General features: G+C 58.3%; 23 protein-coding genes and 1 riboswitch. Of the genes, 10 read left to right on the top strand and 13 right to left on the bottom strand.

Annotation, left to right across the window (positions count from 1 at the left end):
- Window positions 1-25: 25 nt before the first annotated feature.
- A riboswitch (Fluoride riboswitch) is annotated at window positions 26-101 on the bottom strand.
- Window positions 102-231: 130 nt separating this feature from the next.
- Window positions 232-1,149, top strand: coding sequence for a nucleoside hydrolase (locus tag PAT9B_RS19150; protein ID WP_013510923.1), 918 nt, complete (start codon window positions 232-234; stop codon window positions 1,147-1,149).
- Here the strand turns inward: PAT9B_RS19150 and PAT9B_RS19155 are convergent.
- A complete protein-coding gene (locus tag PAT9B_RS19155; protein ID WP_013510924.1) occupies window positions 1,146-2,174 on the bottom strand; it encodes a zinc-binding alcohol dehydrogenase family protein in 1,029 nt (342 codons plus the stop codon). The two genes, PAT9B_RS19150 and PAT9B_RS19155, sit on opposite strands and share 4 nt — an antisense overlap.
- Before the next feature lie 135 nt (window positions 2,175-2,309).
- On the opposite strand from PAT9B_RS19155, the gene PAT9B_RS19160 reads away from it, so the two are divergent.
- Together PAT9B_RS19160 and PAT9B_RS19165 are read left to right on the top strand one after the other, a co-directional pair.
- Complete coding sequence (locus PAT9B_RS19160) at window positions 2,310-3,212, top strand: GntR family transcriptional regulator (protein ID WP_013510925.1); 903 nt, start codon at window positions 2,310-2,312, stop codon at window positions 3,210-3,212.
- A 173-nt stretch (window positions 3,213-3,385) separates the two neighbouring features.
- Window positions 3,386-4,738, top strand: coding sequence for an MFS transporter (locus PAT9B_RS19165; RefSeq protein WP_013510926.1), 1,353 nt, complete (start codon window positions 3,386-3,388; stop codon window positions 4,736-4,738).
- Between the two features lie 685 nt (window positions 4,739-5,423).
- Here the strand turns inward: PAT9B_RS19165 and PAT9B_RS19170 are convergent.
- Window positions 5,424-6,338, bottom strand: coding sequence for a LysR family transcriptional regulator (locus tag PAT9B_RS19170; protein WP_013510927.1), 915 nt, complete (start codon window positions 6,336-6,338; stop codon window positions 5,424-5,426).
- 2 nt (window positions 6,339-6,340) lie between these two features.
- Window positions 6,341-7,405 (bottom strand): dipeptidase, encoded by a 1,065-nt coding sequence (locus tag PAT9B_RS19175; protein ID WP_013510928.1) that lies wholly within the window; start codon window positions 7,403-7,405, stop codon window positions 6,341-6,343.
- Here PAT9B_RS19175 and PAT9B_RS30660 point away from each other — a divergent pair.
- The 7 genes from PAT9B_RS30660 to PAT9B_RS19205 are packed head-to-tail and all read left to right on the top strand — an operon-like array spanning window position 7,404 to window position 14,209.
- Window positions 7,404-7,583 carry a hypothetical protein gene (locus PAT9B_RS30660; protein WP_150105802.1) on the top strand — a complete coding sequence of 60 codons (180 nt, stop codon included), beginning with the start codon at window positions 7,404-7,406 and terminating at the stop codon, window positions 7,581-7,583. The genes PAT9B_RS19175 and PAT9B_RS30660 overlap by 2 nt on opposite strands.
- Before the next feature lie 22 nt (window positions 7,584-7,605).
- Complete coding sequence (locus PAT9B_RS19180) at window positions 7,606-9,201, top strand: ABC transporter substrate-binding protein (RefSeq protein ID WP_013510929.1); 1,596 nt, start codon at window positions 7,606-7,608, stop codon at window positions 9,199-9,201.
- Complete coding sequence (locus PAT9B_RS19185) at window positions 9,201-10,211, top strand: ABC transporter permease (RefSeq protein ID WP_013510930.1); 1,011 nt, start codon at window positions 9,201-9,203, stop codon at window positions 10,209-10,211. The genes PAT9B_RS19180 and PAT9B_RS19185 overlap by 1 nt, the downstream gene beginning before the upstream one ends.
- Window positions 10,208-11,107 carry an ABC transporter permease gene (locus PAT9B_RS19190; RefSeq protein WP_013510931.1) on the top strand — a complete coding sequence of 300 codons (900 nt, stop codon included), beginning with the start codon at window positions 10,208-10,210 and terminating at the stop codon, window positions 11,105-11,107. Before PAT9B_RS19185 ends, PAT9B_RS19190 begins: the two co-directional genes overlap by 4 nt.
- Window positions 11,108-11,935 carry an ABC transporter ATP-binding protein gene (locus PAT9B_RS19195; RefSeq protein WP_013510932.1) on the top strand — a complete coding sequence of 276 codons (828 nt, stop codon included), beginning with the start codon at window positions 11,108-11,110 and terminating at the stop codon, window positions 11,933-11,935.
- A gap of 25 nt (window positions 11,936-11,960) precedes the next feature.
- On the top strand, window positions 11,961-12,701 hold the full coding sequence (locus tag PAT9B_RS19200; RefSeq protein WP_013510933.1) for an ABC transporter ATP-binding protein: 741 nt from the start codon (window positions 11,961-11,963) through the stop codon (window positions 12,699-12,701).
- The gene (locus PAT9B_RS19205) at window positions 12,698-14,209 is read left to right on the top strand and encodes a serine hydrolase (RefSeq protein ID WP_013510934.1); all 1,512 of its coding nucleotides are present in this window, start codon (window positions 12,698-12,700) and stop codon (window positions 14,207-14,209) included. The genes PAT9B_RS19200 and PAT9B_RS19205 overlap by 4 nt, the downstream gene beginning before the upstream one ends.
- A 68-nt stretch (window positions 14,210-14,277) precedes the next feature.
- Here PAT9B_RS19205 and PAT9B_RS19210 read toward each other — a convergent pair whose 3' ends face one another.
- From PAT9B_RS19210 to mntP, 10 genes are all read right to left on the bottom strand, one after another.
- A complete protein-coding gene (locus PAT9B_RS19210; RefSeq protein ID WP_013510935.1) occupies window positions 14,278-15,114 on the bottom strand; it encodes a fumarylacetoacetate hydrolase family protein in 837 nt (278 codons plus the stop codon).
- Between the two features lie 83 nt (window positions 15,115-15,197).
- Window positions 15,198-16,019 (bottom strand): M55 family metallopeptidase, encoded by an 822-nt coding sequence (locus PAT9B_RS19215; protein WP_013510936.1) that lies wholly within the window; start codon window positions 16,017-16,019, stop codon window positions 15,198-15,200.
- Window positions 16,016-17,059 carry a P1 family peptidase gene (locus PAT9B_RS19220; RefSeq protein ID WP_013510937.1) on the bottom strand — a complete coding sequence of 348 codons (1,044 nt, stop codon included), beginning with the start codon at window positions 17,057-17,059 and terminating at the stop codon, window positions 16,016-16,018. The genes PAT9B_RS19215 and PAT9B_RS19220 overlap by 4 nt, the downstream gene beginning before the upstream one ends.
- Before the next feature lie 2 nt (window positions 17,060-17,061).
- On the bottom strand, window positions 17,062-17,946 hold the full coding sequence (locus PAT9B_RS19225) for an ABC transporter permease subunit (protein ID WP_013510938.1): 885 nt from the start codon (window positions 17,944-17,946) through the stop codon (window positions 17,062-17,064).
- On the bottom strand, window positions 17,946-18,875 hold the full coding sequence (locus PAT9B_RS19230) for an ABC transporter permease (protein WP_013510939.1): 930 nt from the start codon (window positions 18,873-18,875) through the stop codon (window positions 17,946-17,948). The genes PAT9B_RS19225 and PAT9B_RS19230 overlap by 1 nt, the downstream gene beginning before the upstream one ends.
- 340 nt (window positions 18,876-19,215) lie before the next feature.
- Window positions 19,216-20,757 (bottom strand): glutathione ABC transporter substrate-binding protein, encoded by a 1,542-nt coding sequence (locus tag PAT9B_RS19235; protein WP_013510940.1) that lies wholly within the window; start codon window positions 20,755-20,757, stop codon window positions 19,216-19,218.
- A 20-nt stretch (window positions 20,758-20,777) separates the two neighbouring features.
- Window positions 20,778-22,649, bottom strand: a complete 1,872-nt coding sequence (locus PAT9B_RS19240) for an ABC transporter ATP-binding protein (protein ID WP_013510941.1) — start codon at window positions 22,647-22,649, stop codon at window positions 20,778-20,780.
- An 18-nt stretch (window positions 22,650-22,667) separates the two neighbouring features.
- Complete coding sequence (gene dgcA, locus PAT9B_RS19245) at window positions 22,668-23,633, bottom strand: N-acetyl-D-Glu racemase DgcA (RefSeq protein ID WP_013510942.1); 966 nt, start codon at window positions 23,631-23,633, stop codon at window positions 22,668-22,670.
- A gap of 1 nt (window position 23,634) precedes the next feature.
- Window positions 23,635-24,642 (bottom strand): N-acetyltransferase DgcN, encoded by a 1,008-nt coding sequence (gene dgcN, locus PAT9B_RS19250; RefSeq protein ID WP_013510943.1) that lies wholly within the window; start codon window positions 24,640-24,642, stop codon window positions 23,635-23,637.
- Between the two features lie 466 nt (window positions 24,643-25,108).
- A complete protein-coding gene (gene mntP / locus PAT9B_RS19255) occupies window positions 25,109-25,681 on the bottom strand; it encodes a manganese efflux pump MntP (RefSeq protein WP_013510944.1) in 573 nt (190 codons plus the stop codon).
- Window positions 25,682-25,838: the final 157 nt, after the last annotated feature.

Consider the following 25,838-nt stretch of genomic DNA (forward strand, 5'->3'; position numbering starts at 1 on the left):
CGCCGTCTCCCGCGCAGGGATAAGAGTGTTGTCAGGCGTCATCAGCCGTCTGTTGCCAGAACGGCGGTTGGGGAAGGTGGCACGCCATCACCTTAAGGGGGTTGATAATACGATGGCTGGCGCTGGCAAACAATATGTGACGTTGCGCAAGGTAATCGTCCGGACAAATTGGTGTATCACCCAACACATTTATGTTTTAACCTGGACGGCAGCGATTAACTGGAGATCCTCATGCGCACCCTGATTTTTGATACCGATATCGGCGTGGATGACGCCTTTGCGCTGGCGTATGCCGCGCGCACCCAGAAATTACTGGGTATCACCACGGTATTTGGCAACGTGGCGGTGGGCCAGGCGGTGAAAAATGCCCGGCTGTTTTGCGAGAAAATGGGGATTGATGCCCCGGTGTATCGCGGGTGTTCACGCCCGCTGGCGCAGGCCCCTTCTGAACCGGCGCGTCTGCATGGGGAAGATGGTTTGGGCGATGCCTTCAGTAATCCACATAGCGATCAGGCGCCTGGCGCGGTGCAATTTATTATCGACAGCGTGCGCGCTCACCCGCATGCCATCACTCTGGTGGCAATTGGTCCACTGACCAATATCGCCAGCGCCATAAACCAAGCCCCGGATATTATTCCGCTGGTGAAAGAGTTGGTGATGATGGGTGGCGCATTCGGCACCGACGGGCACAGCGGCAATGTGACGCCGTTCGCCGAGTTCAATATCTGGAAAGACCCGCACGCCGCCGATCAGGTGCTGTCCTCAGCCTTAAAGGTGGTGGTACTGCCGCTGGATGTCACCCATAAGGTATTGATCACCGCCAACGAGGTGCAGCAACTTAATCAGCCGGTGTTGAGCGCCATCTGCCGTCCCTATCTGGCGTATAGCCTGGAGAAAGAAGGCTTTGCCGGGATGGCATTGCACGACACGCTGACCCTCTCCTGGCTGGCGCTGCCGCATGCGTTTCACATCACGGAAGCGCCGGTACGGGTGGTGACGGCAGGGATCAGCAGCGGCCAGACGCTGCGCCGTCTGAACGCCCTCGCCTCACGCCATGATCCCTTTGCCGGATTGCATGCTCAGCGCCTGTGTCTCGGGGTGGAGGCTGACGCAGTGCGCCAGCACTTTTTCGCCACATTGCAGGCTTAGCGGGCGAAGTGGATGACGCCTTTGATCAGCTCGCGGTTGTTGATCACCTCGGGTTCAAAGGTCTCTGCCAGGGTAGAGAAATCATAATGTCGATTGAGCATCATGTCGGCACGTAGCTGACCGTTCGCCATCAGTGCGCGCACTTTGTCGAAATCTTCGCGCGTGGCATTGCGGCTGCCCATCAACGTGGTCTCTTTTTTGTGGAATTCGGTATCGGGGATCACCAGGTCGCCTTTGTGCAGGCCGACAAACACGATGGTGCCGCCGTGGCGAATCAGTTTCACCGCACCGTTCATCGCCGCCGGGCTGCCGGTGGCATCAATCACCTTCGCGGCCAGACGTCCACCAAACTGCGCACGCAGCGTGGCGTCAAAATCCGCATCCAGTGGGTTGATGGTTGCCAGCCCCAGTTGCTGCGCGACATGCGTCCGCCGCTGTTCGCTGGTATCCGCCACCACCACCTGCGCGCCAGCGGCAGCGGCAATCGCTGCCACGCCAAGGCCAATCGGCCCGGCACCGACCACCAGCACCTGTTCATCCGGCATAACTGCGGCCCGGCGTACTGCGTGGGCGCTGATGGCAAATGGCTCGATCAAGGCTGCCGCTTCTGGGGCGACATCATCCACTGCCAGCAAATTGTCTTGTGGCACGCTGAGCAGTTCACAGAAGCCGCCGTCCTGATGCACACCAATCACCGAGATGTTTTCACAACAGTTGGTTTTGCCGCTTTGACAGGCATCGCACTGCTGGCAGGCAACGTAAGGGATCAGCGCGACACGTTGCCCCGGCGTAAAGCCGCTCGCCTGAGCACCTAACGCCACCACTTCACCGCATAACTCATGGCCCAACACGCGTGGATAACTAAAAAATGGCTGATTACCCGCCCAGGCGTGGATATCAGTGCCACAAATCCCGGCGGTAATCGGCTTGATCAGAACCTCGTGGGCGGCCGGTGTCGGTTTGGCACGCTGCTGCCACACCATGCTACGGGGTTCCGCCACCACCAGGGTTTTCATGCTTGTCATAGGTTTCTCCTGTGCTGATGTCACAGTTATGGCGAGAATCGATGTTAACGGCTTGTTGCGCACGCGAAAATGTGAAGCAGAACGATTTTTTTGGGCTTTCGATGGTTTTTAATAAATAAAAAACCGGAGTGTGACATGAGCCGAAGCCAAAATTTGCGTCAGAACGTCATCAACCAAATGCTGGAGGGCATCGCGCAGCGCCATATTCGCTCGCCTTTACCTCCGCAGGCTGCGCTGGCGGAGATGTTCAATATCAGCCGGACCACCGTGCGCCATACCCTGCATTACCTGCACCAACGCGGCATACTGGAGAAGGTGGATGAGACTTACGTGATCGTGCGTAACCCGAGCGATGAGGATGGTTTCAGCACACTCACCCCGCCGATCGAACAGCAGGCCACGCAATTTGAACAGGCGTTTTTTAATTTGATCAACCAGCGGCTGCTGATGCCAGGCGATACCTTTACCGAGCTGCAACTGGCACAGCGGGTGAAGGTCAGTCCGGTGGTAGTCCGTGAATTTTTGCTGCGTTTTATGCGCTACAACCTGCTGGAGCCAGTGAAACGCGGCCAGTGGCGCATGAAAAAGTTCGACCAGAATTACGCGGAAAAACTGTTTGAGCTGCGCGAAATGCTGGAAACTCACGCGTTAAATCGTTTTCTCAACCTGGCATCAGAGGATGAGCGCTGGATTCAGGCGCGCGATCTTCTCGACAGGCATCGTGCGATGCGGGACACCATCGCCAGCAATTATCGCCACTTCGCTGCGCTGGATAAGGAGATGCATTCGCTGATTCTTTCCGCCGCCAACAATCCGTTTTTTAATCAATCGCTGGAGATTATCTCGGTGATTTTTCATTCGCATTATCAATGGGATGAGAGCGATCTCAAGCAGCGCAATATTGTGGCGCTGGAAGAACATATGGCGATCCTCACCGCGCTGATCAGCCGTCAGGATGTGGAAGCACTGTGCGCGCTGCATACCCATCTCGATACGGCCAAAACCTCAATGATCCGCTCAATCCGCCAGTACAATTAAAAACCGATTAAAAACCACAAAGCATTAGCTCCCGCACGAATCAGAAACATCTTTGCAACATCCTGTCATCTTTGCTTCTAGTCTCGGAACCATCTGTTGAGGTCGCATCGGTTGGCGACCACAGAACCCCACACTGACTGATAACGATAAGTACCCAGATCCGGGAGGTTGCAATGGAAAATACGTCGGCTCGTGGTCGCGAGACAGCGCCAGCCCCAGCCGCAGATGGACGTGAATTTGTCCCTGCACGCGGCGATGTGGTGCGCTCACCGCGCATCAGAAAGATTCAGATGACGGCAATGCTGTTGCTGCTGTTTGCCGCCATCATTAACTATCTCGACCGCAGTTCGCTGTCCGTCGCCAATATGACGATTCGTGGAGAGTTGGGTTTGTCAGCCACCGAAATTGGCGTGCTGTTGTCTGCGTTTTCGCTGGCGTATGGTCTGGCACAGCTGCCATGCGGCGCACTGCTGGATCGCAAAGGCCCACGCATTATGCTGGCGATTGGCATGTTCTTCTGGTCGTTGTTCCAGGCCGCCGCCGGTATGGTGCATAACTTTACCCAGTTTATTCTGGTGCGCATCGGCCTCGGGATCGGCGAAGCACCGATGAACCCGTGCGGTGTGAAGGTGATCAACGACTGGTTCAACATCAAAGATCGCGGCATGCCGATGGGAATGTTTAACGCCGCCTCGATGATTGGTCTGTCGATTGCTCCGCCCATTCTGGCCGCGATGATGCTGGTGCTGGGCTGGCGCGGCATGTTTGTCACCATCGGCGTACTGGGGATGTTCCTCGCTATCGGATGGTATCTGACCTATCGCGATCGCGATAACAACAAACTGAGTGCGGAAGAGATCCATTATTTACAGGCGGGTAGCGTGGCATCGCGCAAGGAGCCGATCAGTTTTGCCGAGTGGCGTGGGCTGTTTAAGCAACGCACCATGTGGGGCATGATGATTGGTTTCAGCGGCATCAACTATACCGCGTGGCTGTATATCGCCTGGCTGCCGGGCTACCTGCAATCCACCTATCACCTCGACCTGAAAAGCACTGGTTTGCTGGCGGCGATTCCGTTCCTGTTCGGTGCCGCTGGGATGTTGCTCAACGGCTATGTGGTGGATGCGCTGGTCCGTCGTGGGATGAATGCGGTGAAGGTGCGTAAGGTGAGCATTGTCAGCGGTATGTTGCTGTCTGCGGCGTTTACTGCCTTTGTTACCCGTGCTACCGACACCACCAGCGCAGTGACGCTGATCGGCATGGCGCTGTTCTGTATCCATTTTGCCGGAACGTCCTGCTGGGGGCTGATTCACGCCAACGTTACCGCCCGTATGACCGCCTCGGTCGGCAGTATCCAGAACTTTGCCAGCTTTGTGTTCGCTTCGTTCGCACCGATTGTTACCGGTTGGGTGTTGGATACCACCAAGTCCTTCAGCCTGGCGCTGATGATTTGTGCCGGTGTGACGGTGGTGGGGGCGCTGGCGTATCTGTTGTTGGTGCGTAAACCGATTGCAGATGGGGTTTGATTTTAGTTGCCATTGGTGGCGGGAAGGTTCCGCCCGCTGGCTCTGAGAAGGTTCCGCCCGCCAGGCATTAGGGAGTTTCAGTTGCAACGTGCAGGCGGACGGGTTAAGGCCCGAAGGCGCGGGCCTTAACAATCCGCGCCCTGCGGCGTCCTCGCGCAGCGCATAGCGCTGTCCCCTCGCTTATCACTCAGGCCATACGGACCGCGCGGATTCGCCATCCATGGCTCATTCCGCTCTCTCGCCGCATCCATGCGGCTCGTCCTGGCCTTCCCTCTGCGCTCGGCGCTGTGGATGCCGCCCACCCCACCGTCTGAAAGACCGCAGAAAACACAAAAAACAAAAAATAAAAAACGGAAAGCAAAAAGAAAGGGACTGAAAAACACAGGTTTTGCAGCGGGGGGTGGGGCACCATCCGGACTCGCTGAGCGAGTGAATGCTGCCAGGATGAGCCGCATGGATGCGGCGAAAGGCGGCGTTGAGCAGGAGCGAATCGCCGCCGGTCCGTCGGCAGTTGTAGCGGCGCGATTTATCGCGCAAAAAACACCGCGTAGCGGCGAGGGAGGCTGGCGCGAGGCCCGGGATTGCAAAGGGTGCGGCCAGGCACCCTTTGCTCGGTCGCCGCACCGGCGAACTGCAACTGCCACTGCTCGTGGCGAACGAAACCCGCTCAGAGCGAACGAATGCCCTACGGCTTCACCGTAAAAAACCGTGATTCACATTGCCGCGCGATCTCCCACAACTTATTACGAATCACCTGTTTCAATTGCAGGGTCGATTGTGACTGAGGCCGATCACGGCGGCTAATCAGCATCACCTCAAACGGCAACGGTTGTGCCACCGGCAGCAGTTTCAGCTGATCGGCATAGCGACAGGCGGTAAACAAATCAACTATCCCCACGCCGCCGCCCGCCAGCACCATGTCGGCAATCACCGAGTAGGTCTTAATCGACAAGGACACCCCGGGATTTAACCCCTTATCGCGCAACGCACGATGCAGCACACGCCCCAGCGGGTCCTGGCTTTGCATCATCAGCAAATTATTGGCGCACAACCATTCGAGGGTGACCGGTTCATTGTGGGTGTGATACTGCGGCAGCAGCGCGACCATCGAGGATTGAAACAAAGGTTCCGCCAGCAGCTCCGCATCCACCTGCTGCCCAAACACCAGCGCGAAGTCGAGCTGATTATCGAGAATGCTGCGGCACAGGGTGCTGAAGTGTTCAGTGACCAGCTCCACGCTAACCGACGCCGCCTGTTGCCGCCAGGTCACCAGCGCCGGAGCCAGCACCATCTGACCAAAAGCATGCGCCGCGCCAACGCGCACCGTCTGCCCTTCGCCGCGCCGCAGTTGCTCCGTCAGCTCGGTAATCGATTGCAAACGTTGATACAGTTCTTCCACTTCCGGCAGCAGACGCCGCCCTTCTGCGGTGACAATCATCCCCTGCGCACGCCGTTCAAACAGCGCAAACCCAAGCTGCTGCTCGGCGTGATTCAGCACCCGGCTGACATTCGGTTGCGACACATTAAGCAAGCGCGCCGCACCGCTGATACTGCCGGTCTGCACAATCGCCTGAAACACCTCAATATGTCGCAATCGCACGATTATTCGCCCCAGGTGGCTTCAAGCACACGCAGCCAGTTGCCGTAGCAGATTTTCTCCAGCAACTGTTGCGAATAACCGCGCGCCGCCAGCGCATCCACCACCAGCGGAAAACCGGCCACATCTTTCATATCACCCGGCATGGTCGCGCCATCCAGGTCGGAACCAAAACCAACGCCATCTTCACCCACTTTTTCCAACAGATATTCCACGTGACGCACGATAGCATCGACAGTGGTAGGCGCGTGGCGATCGCCATCTTCACGCAGGAAGGGCACGGCAAAATTCACACCGACAAAGCCCTGCGTTGCCGCAATCGCGGCCAACTGACGGTCGGTCAGGTTACGCGACTGAGCACTCAACGCATGCGCATTGGAGTGGCTCGCCACCAGCGGTGCCGTGCTGATCTCCGCGGTATGCCAGAAACCTTTCTCATCCATATGCGACAGGTCAACCATAATGCGGCGCTGATTACAGTCACGTACCAGTTGCTTACCCGCCGCCGTCAGGCCATTGCCGATATCGGGTGAGGAGGGATAACGGAAGGGCACGCCATCGCCAAACTGGTTTGGCCGGCTCCACAGTGGCCCAAGGGTACGCAGCCCGCTGGCGTAGAGGATGTCCAGCAGCTCGCCATGCGTATCCAGAGCTTCCGCGCCCTCCACATGCATCACCACCGCCAGTACGTCTTTGCGCATGCACTCACGAATGTCACGCACGCTGCGACAAATTTTTACCTGGCCCTGCGACGCCTGCTCAATACGCAGCAATAACGCCAGCATGGAGAAGGTGGCATCGCGCGCATTGCTGATAATTTCCTGAGGAAAATCTGAGAGGTCTGGCGCACTTCTTGCAACTGACGGGTGTGATGGCACCCAGGTGGCAAAAATCCCACCTACCATATTTCCGTGCCGGATACGGGGAAAGTCCATCTGGCCTGAGTCAGTACCGTTGAAAAAAACATTCACGGCATCGGGCTGATGGTGTTGCCACAGTTTGTTCAGGACATCGTTGTGACCATCAAAAACCGGGATGGCAATCCGGTTGGCGTTCGGCGAGTCAGACATGTTGTATCCGTTTCTTGTTCAGGGGAAAGCGCAAACGCTGCCAGTTGAGGGGGCAAAATGCACCAAAAAAGGGCAAGCGGCTGCGCATGAAACAAAAGGCTTAATGCCTGTTATTAATCCTCCTGCCCGGCGGGAATGTCAAGACAAAAAACAGCAAATAATAACTTTTTTATTTTAATAATCAATAAGTTGGAGTTGTCATGGTAACCAGAAGACGTTTTCTTGCAGGATGCACCGCAGTGCCCTTCCTTTCGTATCTCAGCCTCAACTCTGCCTTTGCTGCCACGCCGCCCAGCATGCTGGTGATGGCGATGCAGCTGGACAACATGACCAGCCTCGATCCCCACGAAAGCTTTGAAGCCACCGGCGGCCAGATCTGCGGCAACCTGTATCAGAAGCTGGTGATGCCGGACCCACAGCAGGCCGACAAAGTGATCGGCGCACTGGCCAAAAGCTGGGAAGTGAACGCCGACAACAGCGTGTATACCTTCCATATCGATCCGGCAGCGAAATTTGCCGATGGCACACCGGTCACCGCCGAAGATGCGGCGTTCTCCATTGAACGTATTGTGAAACTGGATAAAAGCCCGGCGTTTATTATCAATCAGTTCGGCTTTACCAAAGACAACGTGACCCAGCTGGTGACGGCAAAAGACACCCATACGCTGGAAATGAAACTGGGCGCACCGGCTGCTGAGACCTTCCTGCTGTATTGCCTGTCAGCCACCGTCGGCAGCATCGTGTCGAAGAAAGCCTGTCTGGCGAACCAGCAGAACAACGACTTCGGTAACGCGTGGCTGAAACAGCACAGCGCCGGTTCTGGTGCCTTTACCCTGCGCACCTGGAAAGCCAGCGAAACGGTGATTCTGGAACTCAGCCCGCAGTTTGCTGACCAGAGCAAAATCAAGCGCGTGATCCTGAAACATATCGCCGACCCGGCAGCACAGGCGCTGATGCTGAAAAAAGGCGATGTCGATGCGGCCTATGACCTGACCACCGAGCAACTGTTGCAGGTGAAAAATGACCCGACGGTATCGCTGGTGAATCAGTCGCTCTCCGCCATCATGCTGATGTCATGCAACACCAATAACGAATACCTGAAAAAACCACAGGTATGGCAGGCGCTGAAATGGGCGCTGGATTACGACAGCATCCAGAAAAATATTCTGTCGATGAGTTTCATCACCCATCAAAGCTTCCTGCCGAGCGGCTTCCCGGCGGCACTGGACGATACCCCTTTCCATAAAGACATCGCCAAAGCTAAAGCGCTGCTGGCGGAAGCGGGTTACCCGAACGGGTTTGAAATCACCCTCGACCACTACTCAATGCAGCCGTACCCGGATATCGCACAGGCGATTCAGACCCAACTGGGCGCGATTGGCATCAAAGTGTCATTGATTGCGGCTGAAAACCGTCAGGTGCTGACCAAGATGCGTGCCCGTCAGCACCAGCTGGCATTGACCGTCTGGGGTGCGGATTACTTCGACCCGAACTCCAATACCGAAGCCTTCTGCGTTAACACCGACAACAGCGACAACGCGCGCAACCGCACGCTGGCCTGGCGTTGCAGCTGGTCTGACGATGAGTTCAACCAACTGACCGAGCAGGCGCTGCACGAGGCCGATCCGGCCAAACGTATCGCGCTGTATCACCAGATTCAGCAACTTGGCCGTGAGAAGAGTCCGTTTATCTACATGATGCAGAAAACCAAAAACGTCGCGGTCGGCAAAAATGTCAGCAACGTTCACCTGACCGTGCTGGAGCAATGGCCGTATGAGCAGGTGAAAAAAGCCTGATGCCGTTACTGAAGAAAATCGTCAGCACCCTGAGCAGCCTGGTGCTGACGCTGTTTGGCCTGTCGGTTTTGACCTTTTTCATTGGCCGCGTGATGCCCACCGATCCGGTGTTGGCAGCGGTCGGTGATAACGCGCCCCAGTCCGTGGTGGAGCGCGTGCGTGCGGAGATGGGGCTGGATCAGCCCCTTTACATCCAGTTTGGTCATTACCTCAATCAGCTGTTACATGGCGATCTCGGCAAATCGATTCTGACCTCCAACCCGGTCACCACCGATATCGCCCGTTTCTTCCCGGCCACCATGGAGCTGGCAACGGCGGCGATCATTATCGCCGCGTTGATTGGCATCCCGCTGGGCGTGTGGGCAGCGGTACGCCAAAGCAGCTGGGTGGATCAAACCATTCGCGTGGTGTGCCTGGCAGGCCACTCGCTGCCGGTGTTCGTGCTGGCGTTGCTGAGTCTGCTGGTGTTCTACGCGGTGCTGGGCATTGCCCCGGGGCCGGGACGGCAGGACATCATCTGGCAGGATATGGTGCCGCAGGTGACGGGCTTCCTCACCATCGACTCCCTGCTGGCGGGTGAGTATGACGCTTTCCGTGATGCGCTGGCACATATGGCGCAACCGGTGTTGATCCTCGCCTATTTCAGCATGGCCTACATCACGCGTATGACGCGCACTTTTATGCTCAACGCCCTGAGCGGCGAGTTTGTGATCACCGCGCGCGCCAAGGGTTTATCTTCGGCGCGGGTGATCTGGCGTCACGCCTTCCCCACGGTGGCGGTACAGCTGGTGACGGTGTTGGCACTGACCTACGCCGGGTTGCTGGAGGGTGCCGTCGTGACGGAAAACGTCTTTGCCTGGCCGGGCCTCGGGCAGTACCTCACCACCTCGCTGATGAATGCCGACATGAACCCGGTGGTGGGCGCAACCCTGCTGGTCGGCACCGTATATGTGCTGCTTAATCAGCTGGCTGACCTTCTCTATCGACTTTGGGACCCGCGCGTAAAATGATCTTTTTCTCTCGTGACTGGCTACTGGATGACACGCCAGCCAACCGCCGTCAGGCGGTGTGGGGCCGCCGCTATCGTCTGTGGCTCAGCCTGCGCAGTAACCCACTGGCAATGGCGGGGCTGCTGGTCATTTTCCTGATGTTACTGCTGGCGCTGTTTGCGCCGCTGCTGACACCGTTCGATCCCGGTACACAGCATCTGGATAACCGCCTTGCGCTACCGTCCTGGACACACTGGCTCGGCACCGATGAACTGGGGCGCGATGTCTGGACACGCATCATCTATGGCGGGCGCACCACGCTTGGCATGGTGATCGCGGTGGTGTTGCTGACCGCCCCGCTCGGCCTGTTAATTGGCTGTATCGCCGGGTATGCCGGAGGGTTTGTCGATAAGGCGCTGATGCGTCTGACCGATATCTTCCTCGCTTTCCCACGCCTGATTCTGGCGCTGGCGTTTGTTGCCGCGCTGAAACCGGGTGTCGAAAGCGCGGTGCTGGCGATTGCCCTCACCGCCTGGCCGCCCTATGCGCGTCTGGCCCGTGCTGAGACGTTGCAGTTCCGCAACAGCGATTTTATCGCCGCCAGCCGCCTGACCGGGGCCGCGCCATTGCGCATTATTCTGCGCCACATCATGCCACTGTGCGTACCCAGCCTGATTGTGCGCGTCACACTCGACATGAGCTCGATCATCATCACCGCCGCCAGCCTGGGTTTTCTCGGCATGGGTGCACAACCGCCTTCACCGGAATGGGGCACGATGATCGCCACCGCGCGCCGTTTTCTGTTTAGCGAATGGTGGGTGCCGCTGATGCCGTGTATCGCGATTTTCCTGACGTCGCTGGCGTTCAACTTTCTTGGTGACGGTCTGCGCGACGTGCTGGACCCGAAGGAGCGCTAAATGTTGGTGGAAATTGATAATCTGCGCATTGCCTTTCGCAATCGCGCTGAAACCTTTGAAGCGGTGCGTGGCGTCAGCTTTAGCGTTGGCCGCGAAAAATTTGCCATTGTCGGCGAGAGTGGTTCCGGCAAATCGCTGACGGCACGGAGCCTGATGCAGCTACTGCCAGGCAATGCCGAGGTAACGGCGGATGTGCTGCGCTTCGACGGTATCGATCTGCGTGGTGCCAGCGAAAAAGTGCTGCGCCAGATTCGCGGCAAGCGCGTCGGTTTTATTTTGCAGGACCCGAAATATTCGCTGAATCCGGTGATGACCATCGGCCAGCAGATTGCTGAAGCCTGGCGTGAGCACAAAGGCGGCAGCAAAAAAGCGGCGATGCAGGCGGCGATTGGCTTGCTGGAACAGGTAAAAATCCGCGATCCCGACGGGGTGGCGAAGCGCTATCCCCATGAAGTTTCGGGCGGTATGGGCCAGCGCGTCATGATTGCCATGATGCTGGCACCGGACCCGGAGCTGCTGATCGCCGACGAACCCACCAGCGCGCTGGATGCCACGGTGCAGGCGGAGATCCTGAAACTGATTGACGATCTGGTTTCTGCGCGTGGTATGGGGTTGATCCTGATCAGCCACGATCTGCCGCTGGTATCCCATTTCTGCGATCGTGTGGCGGTGATGTACGCCGGAAAGATCGTCGAACTGCTGGATGCCGGACAACTGCAACAGGCGCAGCACCCGTACACCCGTGGATTGCTGGCCTGCCTGCCGTCTCTGCGCCATCCGCGTGAGCGGTTGCCGGTGTTGCAGCGCGACGCGGCGTGGCGGGATTAATAACGTATTTGTACGAGCAAAATACATGATTCATATCGATAATCTGCGCATCGCCTTTGGTGCGCATACCGTGGTGAAAGGCGTCAGCTTTAGCGTGGGTAACGGCGAAAGTTTTGGCCTGGTCGGCGAAAGCGGTTCCGGCAAATCCACCATTCTGCGGGCGCTGGCCGGGCTGAATGAAGACTGGCAGGGCAGCATGACCTTCGGTGGTCAGGCGCTGAGCGCCAAACGCAGCCGTGCTTTTTTTCGCCAGGTCCAAATGGTGTTTCAGGACCCGTTCGGCTCGCTGCATCCGCGCCAGACCATTGACCGTATCCTGCACGAGCCATTGCTGGTGCATCAGATTGATCGCGCCGAACAACGAATCAGCCAGGCACTGAGCGAAGTGGGCCTGCCTGCGGCAGTACGTTTTCGTTATCCCCACCAGCTCTCTGGTGGGCAACGTCAGCGTGTGGCGATTGCCCGTGCGTTGATTGCCGAACCGGAAGTGCTGCTGCTGGATGAGCCGACCTCGGCGCTTGATGTGTCAGTGCAGGCGGAAATCCTTAATTTACTTAGCGATCTTCGCAGCGAGCGCAAACTGACCTACATTATGGTGACACACAACCTCGCGGTAGTGACGCATCTGTGTCAGCGCATTGGCGTGATGCAGCATGGCGAGATGGTGGAGCAACTGAGCGCTGATGACCTGCGCGCCCGCCGTATCCAGCATCCGCACACCGCACAACTTTTTGATCTCAGCATGACGCTGGAGGAACCGGCATGACAGCCCACTGGCAACAGGCCGCAGACGTTGCAAACTCGATCGTGCAAAGCTGGCAACAACCCGGTGCACCAGGCGGTGCGATCGTGCTCTTTGATGCCCACCATATTCATTCGACGCACTGCGCCGGACTGGGCGATCTGGCCCAACAGACGCCCTTCACCGTCGACAGCGTGGTGCGTTTTGCCTCCATCACCAAACATCTGTTTGCAACCATGGTGACCGGGCCGGGCCGCCGTTATATGCAACTGGATGACACCCTGGCACAGCATCTGCCACAGCTGACCGGTGCCAACGGCGCGGTCACCGTCGGCCAGGCGCTGGATATGAGCAGCGGCCTGCCGGATGTGCGCGAAACCCTGTCATTACTCGGTTTGTCGGTCTACAACGCCACTACCGCCGCCGATTTGCTCGCTTTCGTGGCCCGTGAAGGCGATCTCAGCTACCCGCCAGGCAGCGAGATCTCCTACACCAACACCGGCTATCGCCTGGTGGAAGAAGCGTTAAAGGCTAAAGGCGTGCTGTTCAACGACCTGTTGCAGCAATACGTATGCGAACCGCTGGATATCGACCTGTTCGCACCGGAAAGCTGGTTCGATATCGTGCCGGGTCTGGTGCCCGGTTACTGGTACAACGGGCAGCAGTGGCAGCTTTCCAGTGCCGGTCTGCATCTGTCGGCGTCCGGCAGTGTGACCGGCAGCCTGCGCCATCTGACACGTTGGTTACAAAGTTTGTTAGCGGATAGCGGCCCAGGTGCTGGCGTGCTGCAACGGTTGAGCGCCCCCCGTAATCTGAACGATGGCCGCACCAGCGGGTATGGTCTCGGCATTACCAGCTCGACGCTCGGGAGCCAGACATTGTTTGGTCACGGCGGTTCTCACGCCGGTTATAAAAGTTATTTCCTGCTGCACCCGGAGCTGAAAATAGGTGTGGCACTGGTAGCCAACCGCGAAGATGTCACCACCTCCGAAAGCGCACTGCGTATTCTGGCAGCGGCGCTGGGCCGGACATTGCCGGAGAAAGGACATGATCTCACCCCCGGTTTATATGTGGCACCGGATGCCGCTGACTGGCTGGAGATCAAGGGCGTCACCGCCACCTGGCTGGGCGCGGGTGAAACCCTGTGGCGCGATGAACGCCACGGCGATGCCGTCTCGCTTTCCAGCACCTTCCCGATGCAGTTACGCCACGACGGTGCGGCGATTGTCGGTGAAATCGGCCATGCCGCGCGCCGTTTCGTGCCGGTGCAACCGGACAGTGCCAGCATCGACAATTTGCAAGGGCGCTGGTTTGCGTCGCAGTGGCGCAGCGAAATGGTGATTGAGGGTGAGACGCTGACGATGGGCATCGGCCCGGCGGCGATTCGCGCCACGCTGCAATCGCTGGGCGGCGATCGCGTACTGGCGACCGCGCTGGATGGCCCGTGGGAGAAACGGTTTGTGCTGGCACGGTCTGGAGATAACGTGCGGCTGCTGCTCAATCGCAGCCGCGTGGTGACCTTTACACGCTAAAACCCCGCGCGATAAATCGCGCCGCCACGGGCCGAACGCAACCGTAGCGGCGCAATTTATTGCGTATTTCAGGCGATACGGTGGCGCAGCCGCCCGATATGTTCGATCTCCACTTCAATCTCATCGCCGGGGAACATAAACAGCGGCGGCGTGCGTTTCTTACCGACGCCGCCCGGTGAACCGGTGATGATGACATCCCCTGCCGCCAGCGGGCTAAACGCCGAGATATATTCAATGATCTTCGCCACCGGATGCACCATGCTGGCGGTGGTGTCGTTCTGCACTTCGCGTTGATTCAACCAGGTTTTAATCGCCAGCTGCTGTGGATCAGGGATCTCATCGGCAGTGGTCATCCACGGGCCAAACCCTCCGGTCTGCGGCCAGTTTTTCCCGGCGGTAAACCAGGTAAACTGCATGTCGCGCACCGTGGCATCCATAAAGCAGCTGTAACCCGCGACGTGCGCCAGCGCCTGCTCCGCTTGCACCTGATACGTCGGTTTGCCGATGATCACCGCCAGCTCGCCTTCATAGTCGAACTCTTGGGTGGTGACCGGTTTTAGCAGCGGCTGCTCATGCGCCGCCAGCGAGTCGGCAAAACGCACAAATAATGTTGGCGCTTCAAGAGTTTCGGCAAACTCTTTGCGTTTGTCGGCATAGTTCATGCCGACGCAAAACACCTTACCTGGATTCTCGATCACCGGCAGAAAACGGATCGCACTGAACGGATAGTCGATGGGTTGTGAAAGGTACGCAGCCAGGTCGCTCTGCGCGCCGCGTTGCAGCAGGGTTTTCAGGTCGGGACACGCGGCACCGAGGCGTTTGCCGAGATCCACCACACCCTGTTCCTGCACGATTCCATAACTTTTTGTTGCCTGATCAATAACATAAAAACTGCAAAGCTGCATGACTGCCTCGTTGGAATAAAAAAATCGCGCGCAGGTTACCAAAAGCCGCACAGGAAAGCGGTACGACCTGCGCGCGATGTGGCTTAATTTTGCGTACTCGCCAGATACGAAAAGGCACTCAGCAGGCTGATCAGCGTGCCCATCTGCTCGGCACGATAGCCCACTGTTACTGCATCAATGCGCGTTACGCCGGGGATCAGGCTAAACAGATCGGCCAGCACCGGTTTGCTGGCCTGCAACTGCATCTCGTAAGGGGCGCTGAGACGGGTAGTGCTGGCCTGACGTGCGCGCTGCACTGCCGCCGTGGCTGCCGTGCGAATGGCGGTTTGTGCCGCCTGCGGGCTGATGGATTCCGCGCAGGTATGGGAAATCGCGCGTTTTACGCAGACGTAATCAACCGATGGATAGTGCTCGCCAATCCAGCCCTGAAGCTGATCGTCGCCACTCACCAGCCACAGCGGTGTACCCTGCTCGGCCGCAGCAGCGGCATAGATATCGCTTTCGCCCATCACTTTGCCGTTGATATGGATGCGCCAGAACGCACGCCCGTTAATGGTGTGCGCCAGCACACCCGGTTCACCTGCCGCGCTGTGATAACCAATAAAAAACAGGCCATCGAACGGTTGTTGTTCCAGCCCTTCCACCATCGACAAACCGCGAGGTTTGCCCTGAACCAAGCGAGCGCGCGGATCGATATTTTCCGCACGCAGGTTGGTCATTTGCGCGTGGCTGTCAGCCACCACCACCTCGGTAGCCCCTCCGGCAAATGCCCCGTCAATGGCGGCGTTCACTTCCTGTTCCATCAAGCCACGCGCCAGCTGGTATTCTGCATGGCCCGGTGAACACTGTTCCGGGCGCATCACGCCCGCGATGCCTTCGATATCGGCGGAGATAAAGATTTTCATTGAGATAACCTGTCTAAAACATCCGTTAATGCAGGACGGTGGTGGCCGCGAAAACCGGTGACGGCGGTAGCCGCGAGCAACGCATCCAACACCGCGTGTTCAGTGGCATCGGCAGCAGCGGCCAGCAGCGGTTCAAGCGCGGCATCCTCCGGCGGTTGTGGCTGGGTCTGGGTGGAGAAGGCCACCGCGATATCACCCGAACCGTGCCCCCAGTAGCTGCCGAGCCGCCCGAGGCCCGCTCCGGCGCGTTTTGCCACGCGCTTCAGTTGACGTGCATCCAGCGGCGCATCGGTCGCCATAATGATGATGATGGAACCGGCATCGCGCTGTGGCGTCAGTTCCGGTAGCAACGGGGCGATCATCTCGCCGAGGCGCACGCCATCCAGCGTTAACGCTGTCAGTGCACCAAAGTTTGCCAATACCAGCACACCCAGCGTGGCATCCAGCGCCGGGATCAGACGCGAGGCGCTGCCGATGCCGCCTTTCAGGCTGAAGCAGCTCATCCCACGTCCGGCACCCACGCTGCCACGGGCGAAATCGGCCTGCGCCTGGTGCAGGGCTTGCTGCGCCAGCGCTTCAGTCACCGCCAGCGCCTGGATGTCGTTCAGCCAGCCGTCGTTGCACTCCAGCGCCAACGGATTGACTGTCGGCAGGCTGCGGCCCAGCTCCGGGTTGCGGCTGATGGCATCCCGTACCAGGGCGGTAAACAGCGTGCCAACCGCCAGCGTGTTGCTGAGCAGGATCGGTGTCTGCAAGACGCCCAGCTCCTCCACCTGTACCAGGCCAACCGGCTTGGCAAAGCCATTAAACACCGCCGCCGCACAGGGCAACGGTTGCTGAAACAGGTTGTCACCCGGCGGCACAATCGCGGTGACGCCGGTCTGGATCTCACCCTCCGCCAGCGTGGCATGCCCGACGCGCACGCCGGGTACATCGCTGATCAGGTTGGTCGGCCCACAGGCGCTGCGCGGCTGACCGAGCTGACGCGTTTCGCGCCAGCGTTGCAGCAGCAGGTCGCGCTGCATCTGTTGAAAATCCATGCTTAGCCCTTCAGTTTGGGATCAAGCGTATCGCGCAGGGCATCGCCCAGCAGGTTAAACGCCAGCACCGTGATAAAAATCGCCAGACCGGGGAAGACGCTGACGTGCCACATGCCCGCCATCATCATGTTGCGGCTCATCGCGAGGATGTTGCCCCACTCCGGGACGTCCGGCTCCGGGCCAAGACCGATAAAACTCAGTCCGGCTGCGGTGAGAATACTGGTGCCGATGCGCATGGTGAAGTAGACAATCACGTTCGACAGCGTACCCGGCAGAATATGGCGCAGCAGGATCACCCGGTCTGGCGCACCCGCACAGCGCACCGCTTCCACATAGGCAGCCTGCTTCAGCGATAACGTCGATGCACGCACGATGCGGGCGAACACCGGTACGCTGAATACCGCCACCGCGATGATCACGTTATTCAAACCCGGGCCGAGAATCGCCACCACCGCAATCGCCAGCAGCATGCCGGGGAAGGCGAACAGCACATCGGACCCACGCATAATCAGCATGTCGATCCAGCGGCCATAGTAGCCCGCCAACAAGCCAAGCAGCACACCCACCACCATGCCAAGCGTGACCGACACAACGCCGACATACAGCGAGATACGCGCGCCATAAATAATACGGCTGAGCAGGTCGCGACCCAGATCGTCAGTGCCCATCCAGTGCGCGGCTGACGGGGGCGACGACAGCGCCATCCAGTCCGGTGCCATCGGGTCCCACGGGGCCAGCCACGGGGCTAAAATCGCCACCAGCACCAGCAGCAGCACAAAACCGCCCGACACCAGCGCCAGTGGATTGCGTACAAAGGCGTGGAGAAAATCGCGCCACGGCGAACGGATCGCCTCCTGCGTGTTAGCAGGCAAAGATTGCAGACTCATCACGGCTCCTGTCGCAGGCGAATTGCCGGGTTCACCACTGCGTACAGCAGGTCTACCAGCAGGTTAATTACAATAAATTCAAACACGAACAGCATCACCAGCGCCTGGATCACCGGTTGGTCCTGTGCTTTGATCGATTCGATCAACAGCCAGCCTAACCCCGGCCAGTTGAACACGCTTTCCACCACGATCGATCCACCCAGCAGAAAACCAAACTGCAAACCGAGCATGGTGATCACCGGGATCAGCGCATTGCGCATCACATGTTTCCAGGTGACGAGGCGATTACGCAGCCCCTTCGCTTTGGCGGTGCGCACATAATCTTCCTGCGCCACTTCCAGGAAGGCTGAGCGGGTAAAACGCGCCATCACCGCCGCCACCGAGGAGCCAAGGGTGATGGCAGGCAGGATGATATCGGTGGGCTTATTGAAGCCGCTAACCGAGAACAGACCAAACGGCATGGCGACAAACTGAATCAGCAGCAGGCCGAGCCAGAAGGTCGGCATTGAGATCCCCCCAACTGCAACGCTCATCAGCGTCCAGTCTTGCCATTTGCCGCGTTTCAGCGCCGCCAGTACTCCCAGAAACAGACCCAGAATTACCGACCAGGCAAAGCCCGCCAGCGCCAGCCACATGGTCGGCATAAAGCCTTTTTTGATCACGTCCAGCACCGGTTGTTGCGTGCGGTAAGTGACACCCAGATCGCCACGGAACAGGCCACCCAGCCAGTGCAGATATTGTTGCGGCAGCGGGTCGTTAAGACCAAGATGCTGACGTGCCGCTTCCACCGCCGCCAGCGGTGCATCCGGCCCGGCGTAGATGCGTGCCGGATCGCCCGGCAGCAGTTTGATGAAGCCGAACACCAGCAGCGAGACCACCAGCAGTACCGGGATCATCTCCAGCAGGCGACGAATGATGTATGCGAACATGCGTTTCCTTTTTGTGATGGTGCGCGCGGTGGGGCCTCACCCTCACCCTACCCCTCTCCCGCTAGCGGGAGAGGGAACTGATCGAGCACCACGTAACCTATGCACTATCTCCCTCTCCCGTCTTGCGGGAGAGGGAACTGATCGAGCACCACGTAACCTATGCACTATCTCCCTCTCCCGTCTTGCGGGAGAGGGAACTGATCGAGCACCACGTAACCTATGCACTATCTCCCTCTCCCGTCTTGTGGGAGAGGGAACTGATCGAGCACCATGTAACCTATGCACTACCTCCCTCTCCCGTCTTGCGGGAGAGGGCTGGGGTGAGGGCCACAGCGATGTCTTACTTAAACGCTGCCTGGGTATACAGGAAGTTGCCATCTGGCAGCATCGACACGCCGCTCAGGTTGCTGCGTTTACCCACCAGGTTGTCTGGGGTACCGAGGAAGGCCACCGGCGCGTCTTTCCACAGCAACTTCTGGGCTTCGGCATAAGCCACGCCACGTTTGGCCGGATCAGCGGTTGCCAGGCCACCGGCAATCGCTTTGTCCACTGCCGGGTTGCTGTAGTACGACACGTTGTACGAGGTCGGTACCCAGGATTCGGTGGCGTACAGCGGACGCAGCGCCCAGTCAGCATCGCCGGTGGAGGTCGACCAGCCGCCGTAGTAGAGGTCAAATTCCGCCTGCTTCGGATCTTTCACGCCCCACAGTTTGGCGTTACGCGTACCGGAGTCCATCGGCGTCACGGTAACGCGGATACCTGCGGTCGCCAGCTGCGCTTTCAGGAATTGCGCCGCACGCACGCTGGCGGTGGCATTGGTGGTCCACAGCTTCAGATCCAGACCGTTCGGATAACCCGCCGCTTTCAACAACGCTTTGGCTTCATCCGGCGCGTAACGGTAGTTCGGGTCGCTTTGCTTCTGATAGAACTGCACCCCTTCTGGAATGGCGGAGCTGGCCGGTTTGCCCATGCCAGCAAACGCCACTTTCAGCCACAGGTTACGATCGATGGCGTAGTTGATCGCCTGACGCACACGCAGATCCGCCAGCGGTTTGTGCTGGGTGTTGATCGCCATGTAGTAGAGGTAAATGCTCGGATCGCGTTGGATCGCCAGCTTGCTGTCGCTCTGCACGGTGCTGATCAGATCGGACGGCAATGGCCAAATCGCATCCACCTGCCCTGACTTAAGAGCCGCGACACGCGTGGCATCTTCCGGGCTGGGTGAGAAGGTGACGTTATCGACTTTCGGCCAGCCTTTCTGCCAGTAACCAGCGTATTTGGTCAGATCCACCGCTTTACCCGGCTGCCAGTCGACAAACTTAAACGGACCAGTACCCACCGGATGCAGACGCAGCTGCGCTTCGTCCGGGTACTGCTTCAGGATTGCCGGGCTCCACATCACCGCCGACGGATGCGCCAGGGTGTTGATAAAGGCACCAAATGACTGATTCAGTTCAACTTTCACTTGATCCGGGGCCAGCACCGTGACTTTCGCGATCATCTTGTACAGGCTGTTGCGCTTCAGGCCTTTGGTCTGATCGGCGAGGCGATCAAGGTTGGCTTTTACCGCTTCCGCATCGAACGGCGTACCGTCCTGGAAGGTGACGCCTTTACGCAGCGTCAGGGTGAACTCGGTGGCGCTGTCGTTGCTGGTATAGCTGGTCGCCAGCCAGGGTTGCAGCTTCATCTGGGCATCGAACTGGAACAGGCGCTCAAAGATACCGCTCTGTACCGAATAGCTGACGTTGTCTGAGGTATCGTGCGGATCGAGGCCGGTGATATCGGCATACATTGAGATGTGCAGATCCTGCGCCTGTGCGGCAGCCGCCAGGGAGAGGGTAAGTCCGAGAGCGAGCGAGGTGCGACGGAAAAACGGGTTCATAAAATCTCCTGGTATTGGGGTTAGCGCGAAACAATGCCGTCAGCGACCCAGTGCTGCGGAGCAACCTGGCGATAACGGGGTTTAATGACCGTTTCTCCCACCTTACGGAGCGGCGAGGGGATCTCGCTGTCCTCGAAAGTTCGTTGTGGACGGTTCTGTGGATCAGCCACCGGCACCGAGGCCAGCAGCCGTTGGGTATAGGGATGTTGCGGGTTATTGAACACCGACTGGCGCGGCCCCAGTTCGACAATCTGGCCGAGGTACATCACCGCCACGCGGTTAGCGATCCGCTCCACCACCGCCATGTCATGTGAGATAAAGATCCACGACACACCGGTTTGCTGTTGCAGATCCATCATCAGGTTCACCACCTGGGCCTGAATCGACACATCCAGCGCCGAGACCGCTTCGTCAGCAATAATCACCTTCGGTTTCAGCGCCATGGCACGCGCAATCGCGATGCGCTGACGCTGGCCGCCGGAAAACTCATGTGGATAACGGCGTGCATGTTCTGGCAACAAACCGACACTGTTCAGCAAGGCTTCAACCTGCGGCGTCGCCTCTTCCAGTGACTTCACCACGCCATGCAGCAACAGCGGCTCGGCAATGGTGAAGCCCACGGTTAAGCGCGGATTGAGCGACGCATAGGGGTCCTGAAATACCATCTGGATTTCACGCCTGAGCGGCTGAAACTGGGCTTCTTTCAGGTTGGCAATTTCGTTGCCCTGGAAATGGATACTGTCGGCGTCGCTGTTGATTAAACGCATCAATGCACGGCCAGTGGTGGATTTGCCGCAGCCACTCTCACCGACAATCGCCAGGGTTTCTCCCGGCCACAGCGTGAAATCGATCTGCTCCACCGCATGAACCTGATGGGTCAGTGCCGAAAAGATGCCGCTGCGGATCGGGTAATACACTTTCAGGCCACGGACATCGAGCAGCGGTTGGTCGTCATAGCGAGCGGTGCGCTGTTCGGCGTTAGCGGCGGGAGCGGCCCCCAGCAGCGGAAAGCGTTGCGGCCAGGCGTGTTCACGCATATCGCCCAGTTTCGGCACCGCCGCCAGTAAGGCTTTGGTGTAGGGATGTTGTGGCGCGTTAAAGATGTCCGCCACCGTGCCTTGTTCCACCACATCACCGCGATACATCACCACCACGCGGTCAGCGACTTCCGCCACCACGCCCATATCGTGGGTGATAAACAGCACCGCCATCTGTTTGGCGCGTTGCAGATCGCGCAGGATATGCAGAATGCGCGCCTGCACCGTTACGTCGAGCGCGGTCGTCGGTTCATCGGCGATCAACAATTGCGGATCGCAGGCCAGCGCCTGCGCAATCATCACGCGCTGACGCATCCCACCCGACAGCGAGTGCGGATAGCTTTTCATTACGCGATCGACATCGGCAATGCGCACCTGGCGCAGCAGTTCACGCGCACGCGCCTCGGCCTCAGCCTTGCCGCAAATTTGCTGGTCGCGTAGCGCTTCCGTGAGTTGATCGCCAACGCGCAACACCGGGTTCAGTGAGGTCATCGGCTCCTGAAAAATCATCGACATTTCGCGGCCACGCAAGGCGCGGCGCTGGGTTTCGTTGAGTTTTTCCAGTTGATGCAACTGGCCGCGACGATCGCGGAACTGGATGCTACCGCGATCGATACGACCCGACGCGGCCAGCAACCCCATCACCGCCAGCGAGGTGACTGATTTGCCTGAGCCACTCTCGCCGACCACGGCGACGATTTCGCCCTGGTGTATCTCGAAATTAATGCCTTTCAACGCCTGGCTGACGCCACTACGGCCACGAAAGCTGACACTGAGATCCTGAATAGCGAGTACCGGCGCAGTCGCGGAACCGGCAACGCTGGCGGCGTTGTGCATAAGTGAAGAGTCCGTCATCGTTGCTCCGCGTGCGGGTTATAGCCAGATTCGGCCCTGGGAATAGGAGAGGAATGGCGAGCTGTCTGCCGCCAGCCAGATCGGGCCATCAAGATCGACATGTTCCGCTGCAATCGCTACCGGCAGCGCCGCTTCCATCGCCAGCGATGACCCCAGCATGCAGCCCACCATCAGGCGCATATCCAGCTTTTGCGCTTCGGCCACCATGGCCAGTGCTTCGGTTAAGCCGCCGCATTTATCCAGCTTGATGTTGATCATCTCGTAGCGATTGCGCAGTTGCGCGATATCTTCCCGCGTATGGCAACTCTCGTCGGCGCACACCGGAATCGGATGGGTGAAACGTTGTAAATCCTGATCCTGACCGGCCGGTAACGGCTGCTCGACCATGGCGATGTTGTACGGCAACAGCGCGTTAAGCAGGCTGTGCAGATCGACACCGGACCAGGCTTCGTTGGCATCAATAATCAGCGTGGCGTGCGGTGCCGCAGCGCGGATCGCCGCCACTTTTTCCAGGATGTCGTCACGGTTGAGTTTGATTTTCAGCAGAATAGCGCCGCGCGATACCGCATCGGCTGCCGCTTCCGCCATATTGGCTACGCTGTCCAGGCTGAGGGTTTCGGCGGTGATCACCGAAATCGGCTGTTCCTGCTGCGTCAGCTGCCAGAACGATTGTTTCGTCAATGCAGCGTCGAGCCGCCACAGCGCGCAGTCCAGCGCGTTACGCGCTGAACCGGCATGCAGACGGGTTTGCAGATCGACACGGCTGAGGCCCGCTTCGATGTCAGCGCGCATCGCTTCCAGCTCGGCGTTGACGCTTTCTGGCGTTTCGTCGTAACGCGGCGTTGGGGTACATTCGCCGCGACCAATAAAGCCATTCTGCTCCAGGGTGACACGAATCACCGTCACTGCGGTGCGCGTGCCACGCGAAATGGCAAACGGACGCGCCAGCGGCAGCTCCAGCACTTCAATCTGCATGCGCCGCATCTTAGCCACGCTCCTTCAGCAGCGCTGCGATAGCATCGATACCAAAGCGCACCGGATCGGTCGCAGGGACACCAAACTCGGCGCTGACTTCGGCGCAATAGGCACGCGCTTCTGCTTCGCTGTAGTTGGAGGTGTTGATGGCGAAACCGGCCAGTTGCACGGAATCGCTGGTCACGGTGGCGGCACGCAGGTTAGCCTCCACGCAATCTTTCAGGCTGACCATCGGCTGATGTGGCAGATGGCGCATATGCGGGCGTCCCATCTCATGACACATCACCAGCCACTGCGGCTGCGCACCGTGGATCAGGCCCATGGATACACCGGCGTAGGACGGATGGAACAAGGAACCCTGACCTTCAACGATGTCCCAGTGATCGGGTTCGTTGGCAGGAGATAACGCTTCAACCGCGCCAGCGATAAAGTCGGCAATCACTGCATCGATCGCGATACCCGCACCCGCAACCAGGATGCCGGTTTGGCCGGTAGCACGGAAATCTGCGTTCAGACCGATATCACGCATCGCCGCTTCCAGGGCCAGCGAGGTGTACATCTTGCCTACCGAGCAGTCGGTGCCGACAGTAAGCACACGCTTACCGGTACGCTTTTTACCGCTGCCGACTTCCAGCTTCGGACGCATATGGCGGATATCAAACAGTTCAACGCCGAACTCCTGCGCCAGCGCCACCAGCTCTGGCTCATCCACCAGACGATGATGCAGGCCGCTGGCGACGTTCATCCCCGCTTTGATCGCGTTGCGCACCGTATCCAGCCAGTGCTGCGGCAGATAACCACCGGCGTTAGCGGTGCCGAGCACCAGCGTTTTCGCGCCGCGCGCTTTGGCGGTGGCAATATCGATCTCTTCCAGACCGAGGCTAACGGTGCAGCCAGGCAGTTTGATTTCGCCGACGCACTGCTCAGGACGCCAGACGTGAATGCCACGCGCAGTTTTCGCGGCCAGTGGATCGGTAACGTCACCAAGGAAAAGCAAATAAGGTTGCGGGATCAGCATGATGTTTCTCGTATCAGACAGGGAAAAAGGACCTGAGCTGACTATTTCATGCCGTTGTCAGAGGGACGAATGCTTGTTTAGTGGCGGGGTATAACCTCAGGCTATAGCCAGATCAAAATCTGATGACTACAGGGGTAAAACCGCGATTTCAGGGGAAAATGGGGGAGAGATTGCGTGGGAGAGATAAGAAAATCATTGATAATCACCGGTCGATCCCTGACCGCGATTATCGAGGGTTGCGTGCGGGGAGCTTAGTTTAAAGCACCCGGCGGTACGTGTTTGTAGGTTTCAACATAAGCACGAAACACGTATTTGAAGAACCGTTTCATAAAGCACCTGATTAAAAATAAGTTGAGAAATACTAAAAAAAGTATATCCCCAGCCTGTTTTTTAAGCAAGAAACTTTGAACCAGATCACAAAAATGCAGGTTTTTCGCATCTGCACAATCTGCTGATACGAAAGACCTTAACTGAACCAACCCAGATGTTCCACCAGAATGGTGGAACCGATACAAATTAGGACAACGCCCCCCAGCACTTCGGCCCATTTGCCCAGCACCGGGCCAATAAAGCGTCCCACCAGCACGCCAGTGGTCGCCATGATGGTGGTGGCTGCACCGATGGTGATGGCGGTCATCACGATGTTCACCTGCAAAAACGCCAGGCCAACACCCACGGCCAGGGCATCCAGACTGGTGGCGACGGCCGTTAACGCCAGCACCATAAAACCGTGGCGCTGCGGTGGCTCACAGGGTTCACCGGCGGTTTGACTTAAACCAGCCATCATCATACGGCCACCGAGCAGAGTCAGCAGGCCAAATGCCAGCCAGTGGTCCCATGCCATCACATAACGGCTGGCCGCCAGGCCAATTGCCCAACCAATCAACGGGGTGAGCATTTCAATCACACCGAAAATCAGACCGGTGCGCAGTGCCTCTTTAAAGTCTGGACGATGCAGGGACGCACCTTTGCCAAGTGCTGCGGCGAAGGCGTCCATCGACATACCAAAGGCCAGAATCAGGGTTGCGATAAATGTCATGATTTTTCAGTCAACGCAGAGCAAAAGGCGTATAAGCCTGGAGTTTGTCCGCATTTATTGTTCAGTAATGAAAAAGTGCGCGCAGTCTAACACGCAAATTCACTAAAAAAAAGACAGTAAAATCAGGGCTTTAAGTATAGCAAAGGCTATAACTCTT

Source organism: Pantoea sp. At-9b (assembly GCF_000175935.2).
GTDB lineage: Bacteria > Pseudomonadota > Gammaproteobacteria > Enterobacterales > Enterobacteriaceae > Pantoea.

Coding starts and splice junctions, on each gene's coding strand:
- PAT9B_RS19190 (WP_013510931.1), top strand. CDS start 10,208: ATGATCTTTTTCTCTCGTGACTGGCTACTGGATGACACGCCAGCCAAC.
- PAT9B_RS19200 (WP_013510933.1), top strand. CDS start 11,961: ATGATTCATATCGATAATCTGCGCATCGCCTTTGGTGCGCATACCGTG.
- PAT9B_RS19230 (WP_013510939.1), bottom strand. CDS start 18,875: ATGTTCGCATACATCATTCGTCGCCTGCTGGAGATGATCCCGGTACTG.
- PAT9B_RS19220 (WP_013510937.1), bottom strand. CDS start 17,059: ATGGATTTTCAACAGATGCAGCGCGACCTGCTGCTGCAACGCTGGCGC.
- PAT9B_RS19210 (WP_013510935.1), bottom strand. CDS start 15,114: ATGCAGCTTTGCAGTTTTTATGTTATTGATCAGGCAACAAAAAGTTAT.
- PAT9B_RS19175 (WP_013510928.1), bottom strand. CDS start 7,405: ATGTCTGACTCGCCGAACGCCAACCGGATTGCCATCCCGGTTTTTGAT.
- PAT9B_RS19205 (WP_013510934.1), top strand. CDS start 12,698: ATGACAGCCCACTGGCAACAGGCCGCAGACGTTGCAAACTCGATCGTG.
- PAT9B_RS19225 (WP_013510938.1), bottom strand. CDS start 17,946: ATGAGTCTGCAATCTTTGCCTGCTAACACGCAGGAGGCGATCCGTTCG.
- PAT9B_RS19215 (WP_013510936.1), bottom strand. CDS start 16,019: ATGAAAATCTTTATCTCCGCCGATATCGAAGGCATCGCGGGCGTGATG.
- PAT9B_RS19155 (WP_013510924.1), bottom strand. CDS start 2,174: ATGACAAGCATGAAAACCCTGGTGGTGGCGGAACCCCGTAGCATGGTG.
- dgcN (WP_013510943.1), bottom strand. CDS start 24,642: ATGCTGATCCCGCAACCTTATTTGCTTTTCCTTGGTGACGTTACCGAT.
- PAT9B_RS19240 (WP_013510941.1), bottom strand. CDS start 22,649: ATGACGGACTCTTCACTTATGCACAACGCCGCCAGCGTTGCCGGTTCC.
- PAT9B_RS19185 (WP_013510930.1), top strand. CDS start 9,201: ATGCCGTTACTGAAGAAAATCGTCAGCACCCTGAGCAGCCTGGTGCTG.
- PAT9B_RS19180 (WP_013510929.1), top strand. CDS start 7,606: ATGGTAACCAGAAGACGTTTTCTTGCAGGATGCACCGCAGTGCCCTTC.
- dgcA (WP_013510942.1), bottom strand. CDS start 23,633: ATGCGGCGCATGCAGATTGAAGTGCTGGAGCTGCCGCTGGCGCGTCCG.
- mntP (WP_013510944.1), bottom strand. CDS start 25,681: ATGACATTTATCGCAACCCTGATTCTGGCCTTTGGTATGTCGATGGAC.
- PAT9B_RS19165 (WP_013510926.1), top strand. CDS start 3,386: ATGGAAAATACGTCGGCTCGTGGTCGCGAGACAGCGCCAGCCCCAGCC.
- PAT9B_RS19150 (WP_013510923.1), top strand. CDS start 232: ATGCGCACCCTGATTTTTGATACCGATATCGGCGTGGATGACGCCTTT.
- PAT9B_RS19160 (WP_013510925.1), top strand. CDS start 2,310: ATGAGCCGAAGCCAAAATTTGCGTCAGAACGTCATCAACCAAATGCTG.
- PAT9B_RS30660 (WP_150105802.1), top strand. CDS start 7,404: ATGTTGTATCCGTTTCTTGTTCAGGGGAAAGCGCAAACGCTGCCAGTT.
- PAT9B_RS19195 (WP_013510932.1), top strand. CDS start 11,108: ATGTTGGTGGAAATTGATAATCTGCGCATTGCCTTTCGCAATCGCGCT.
- PAT9B_RS19235 (WP_013510940.1), bottom strand. CDS start 20,757: ATGAACCCGTTTTTCCGTCGCACCTCGCTCGCTCTCGGACTTACCCTC.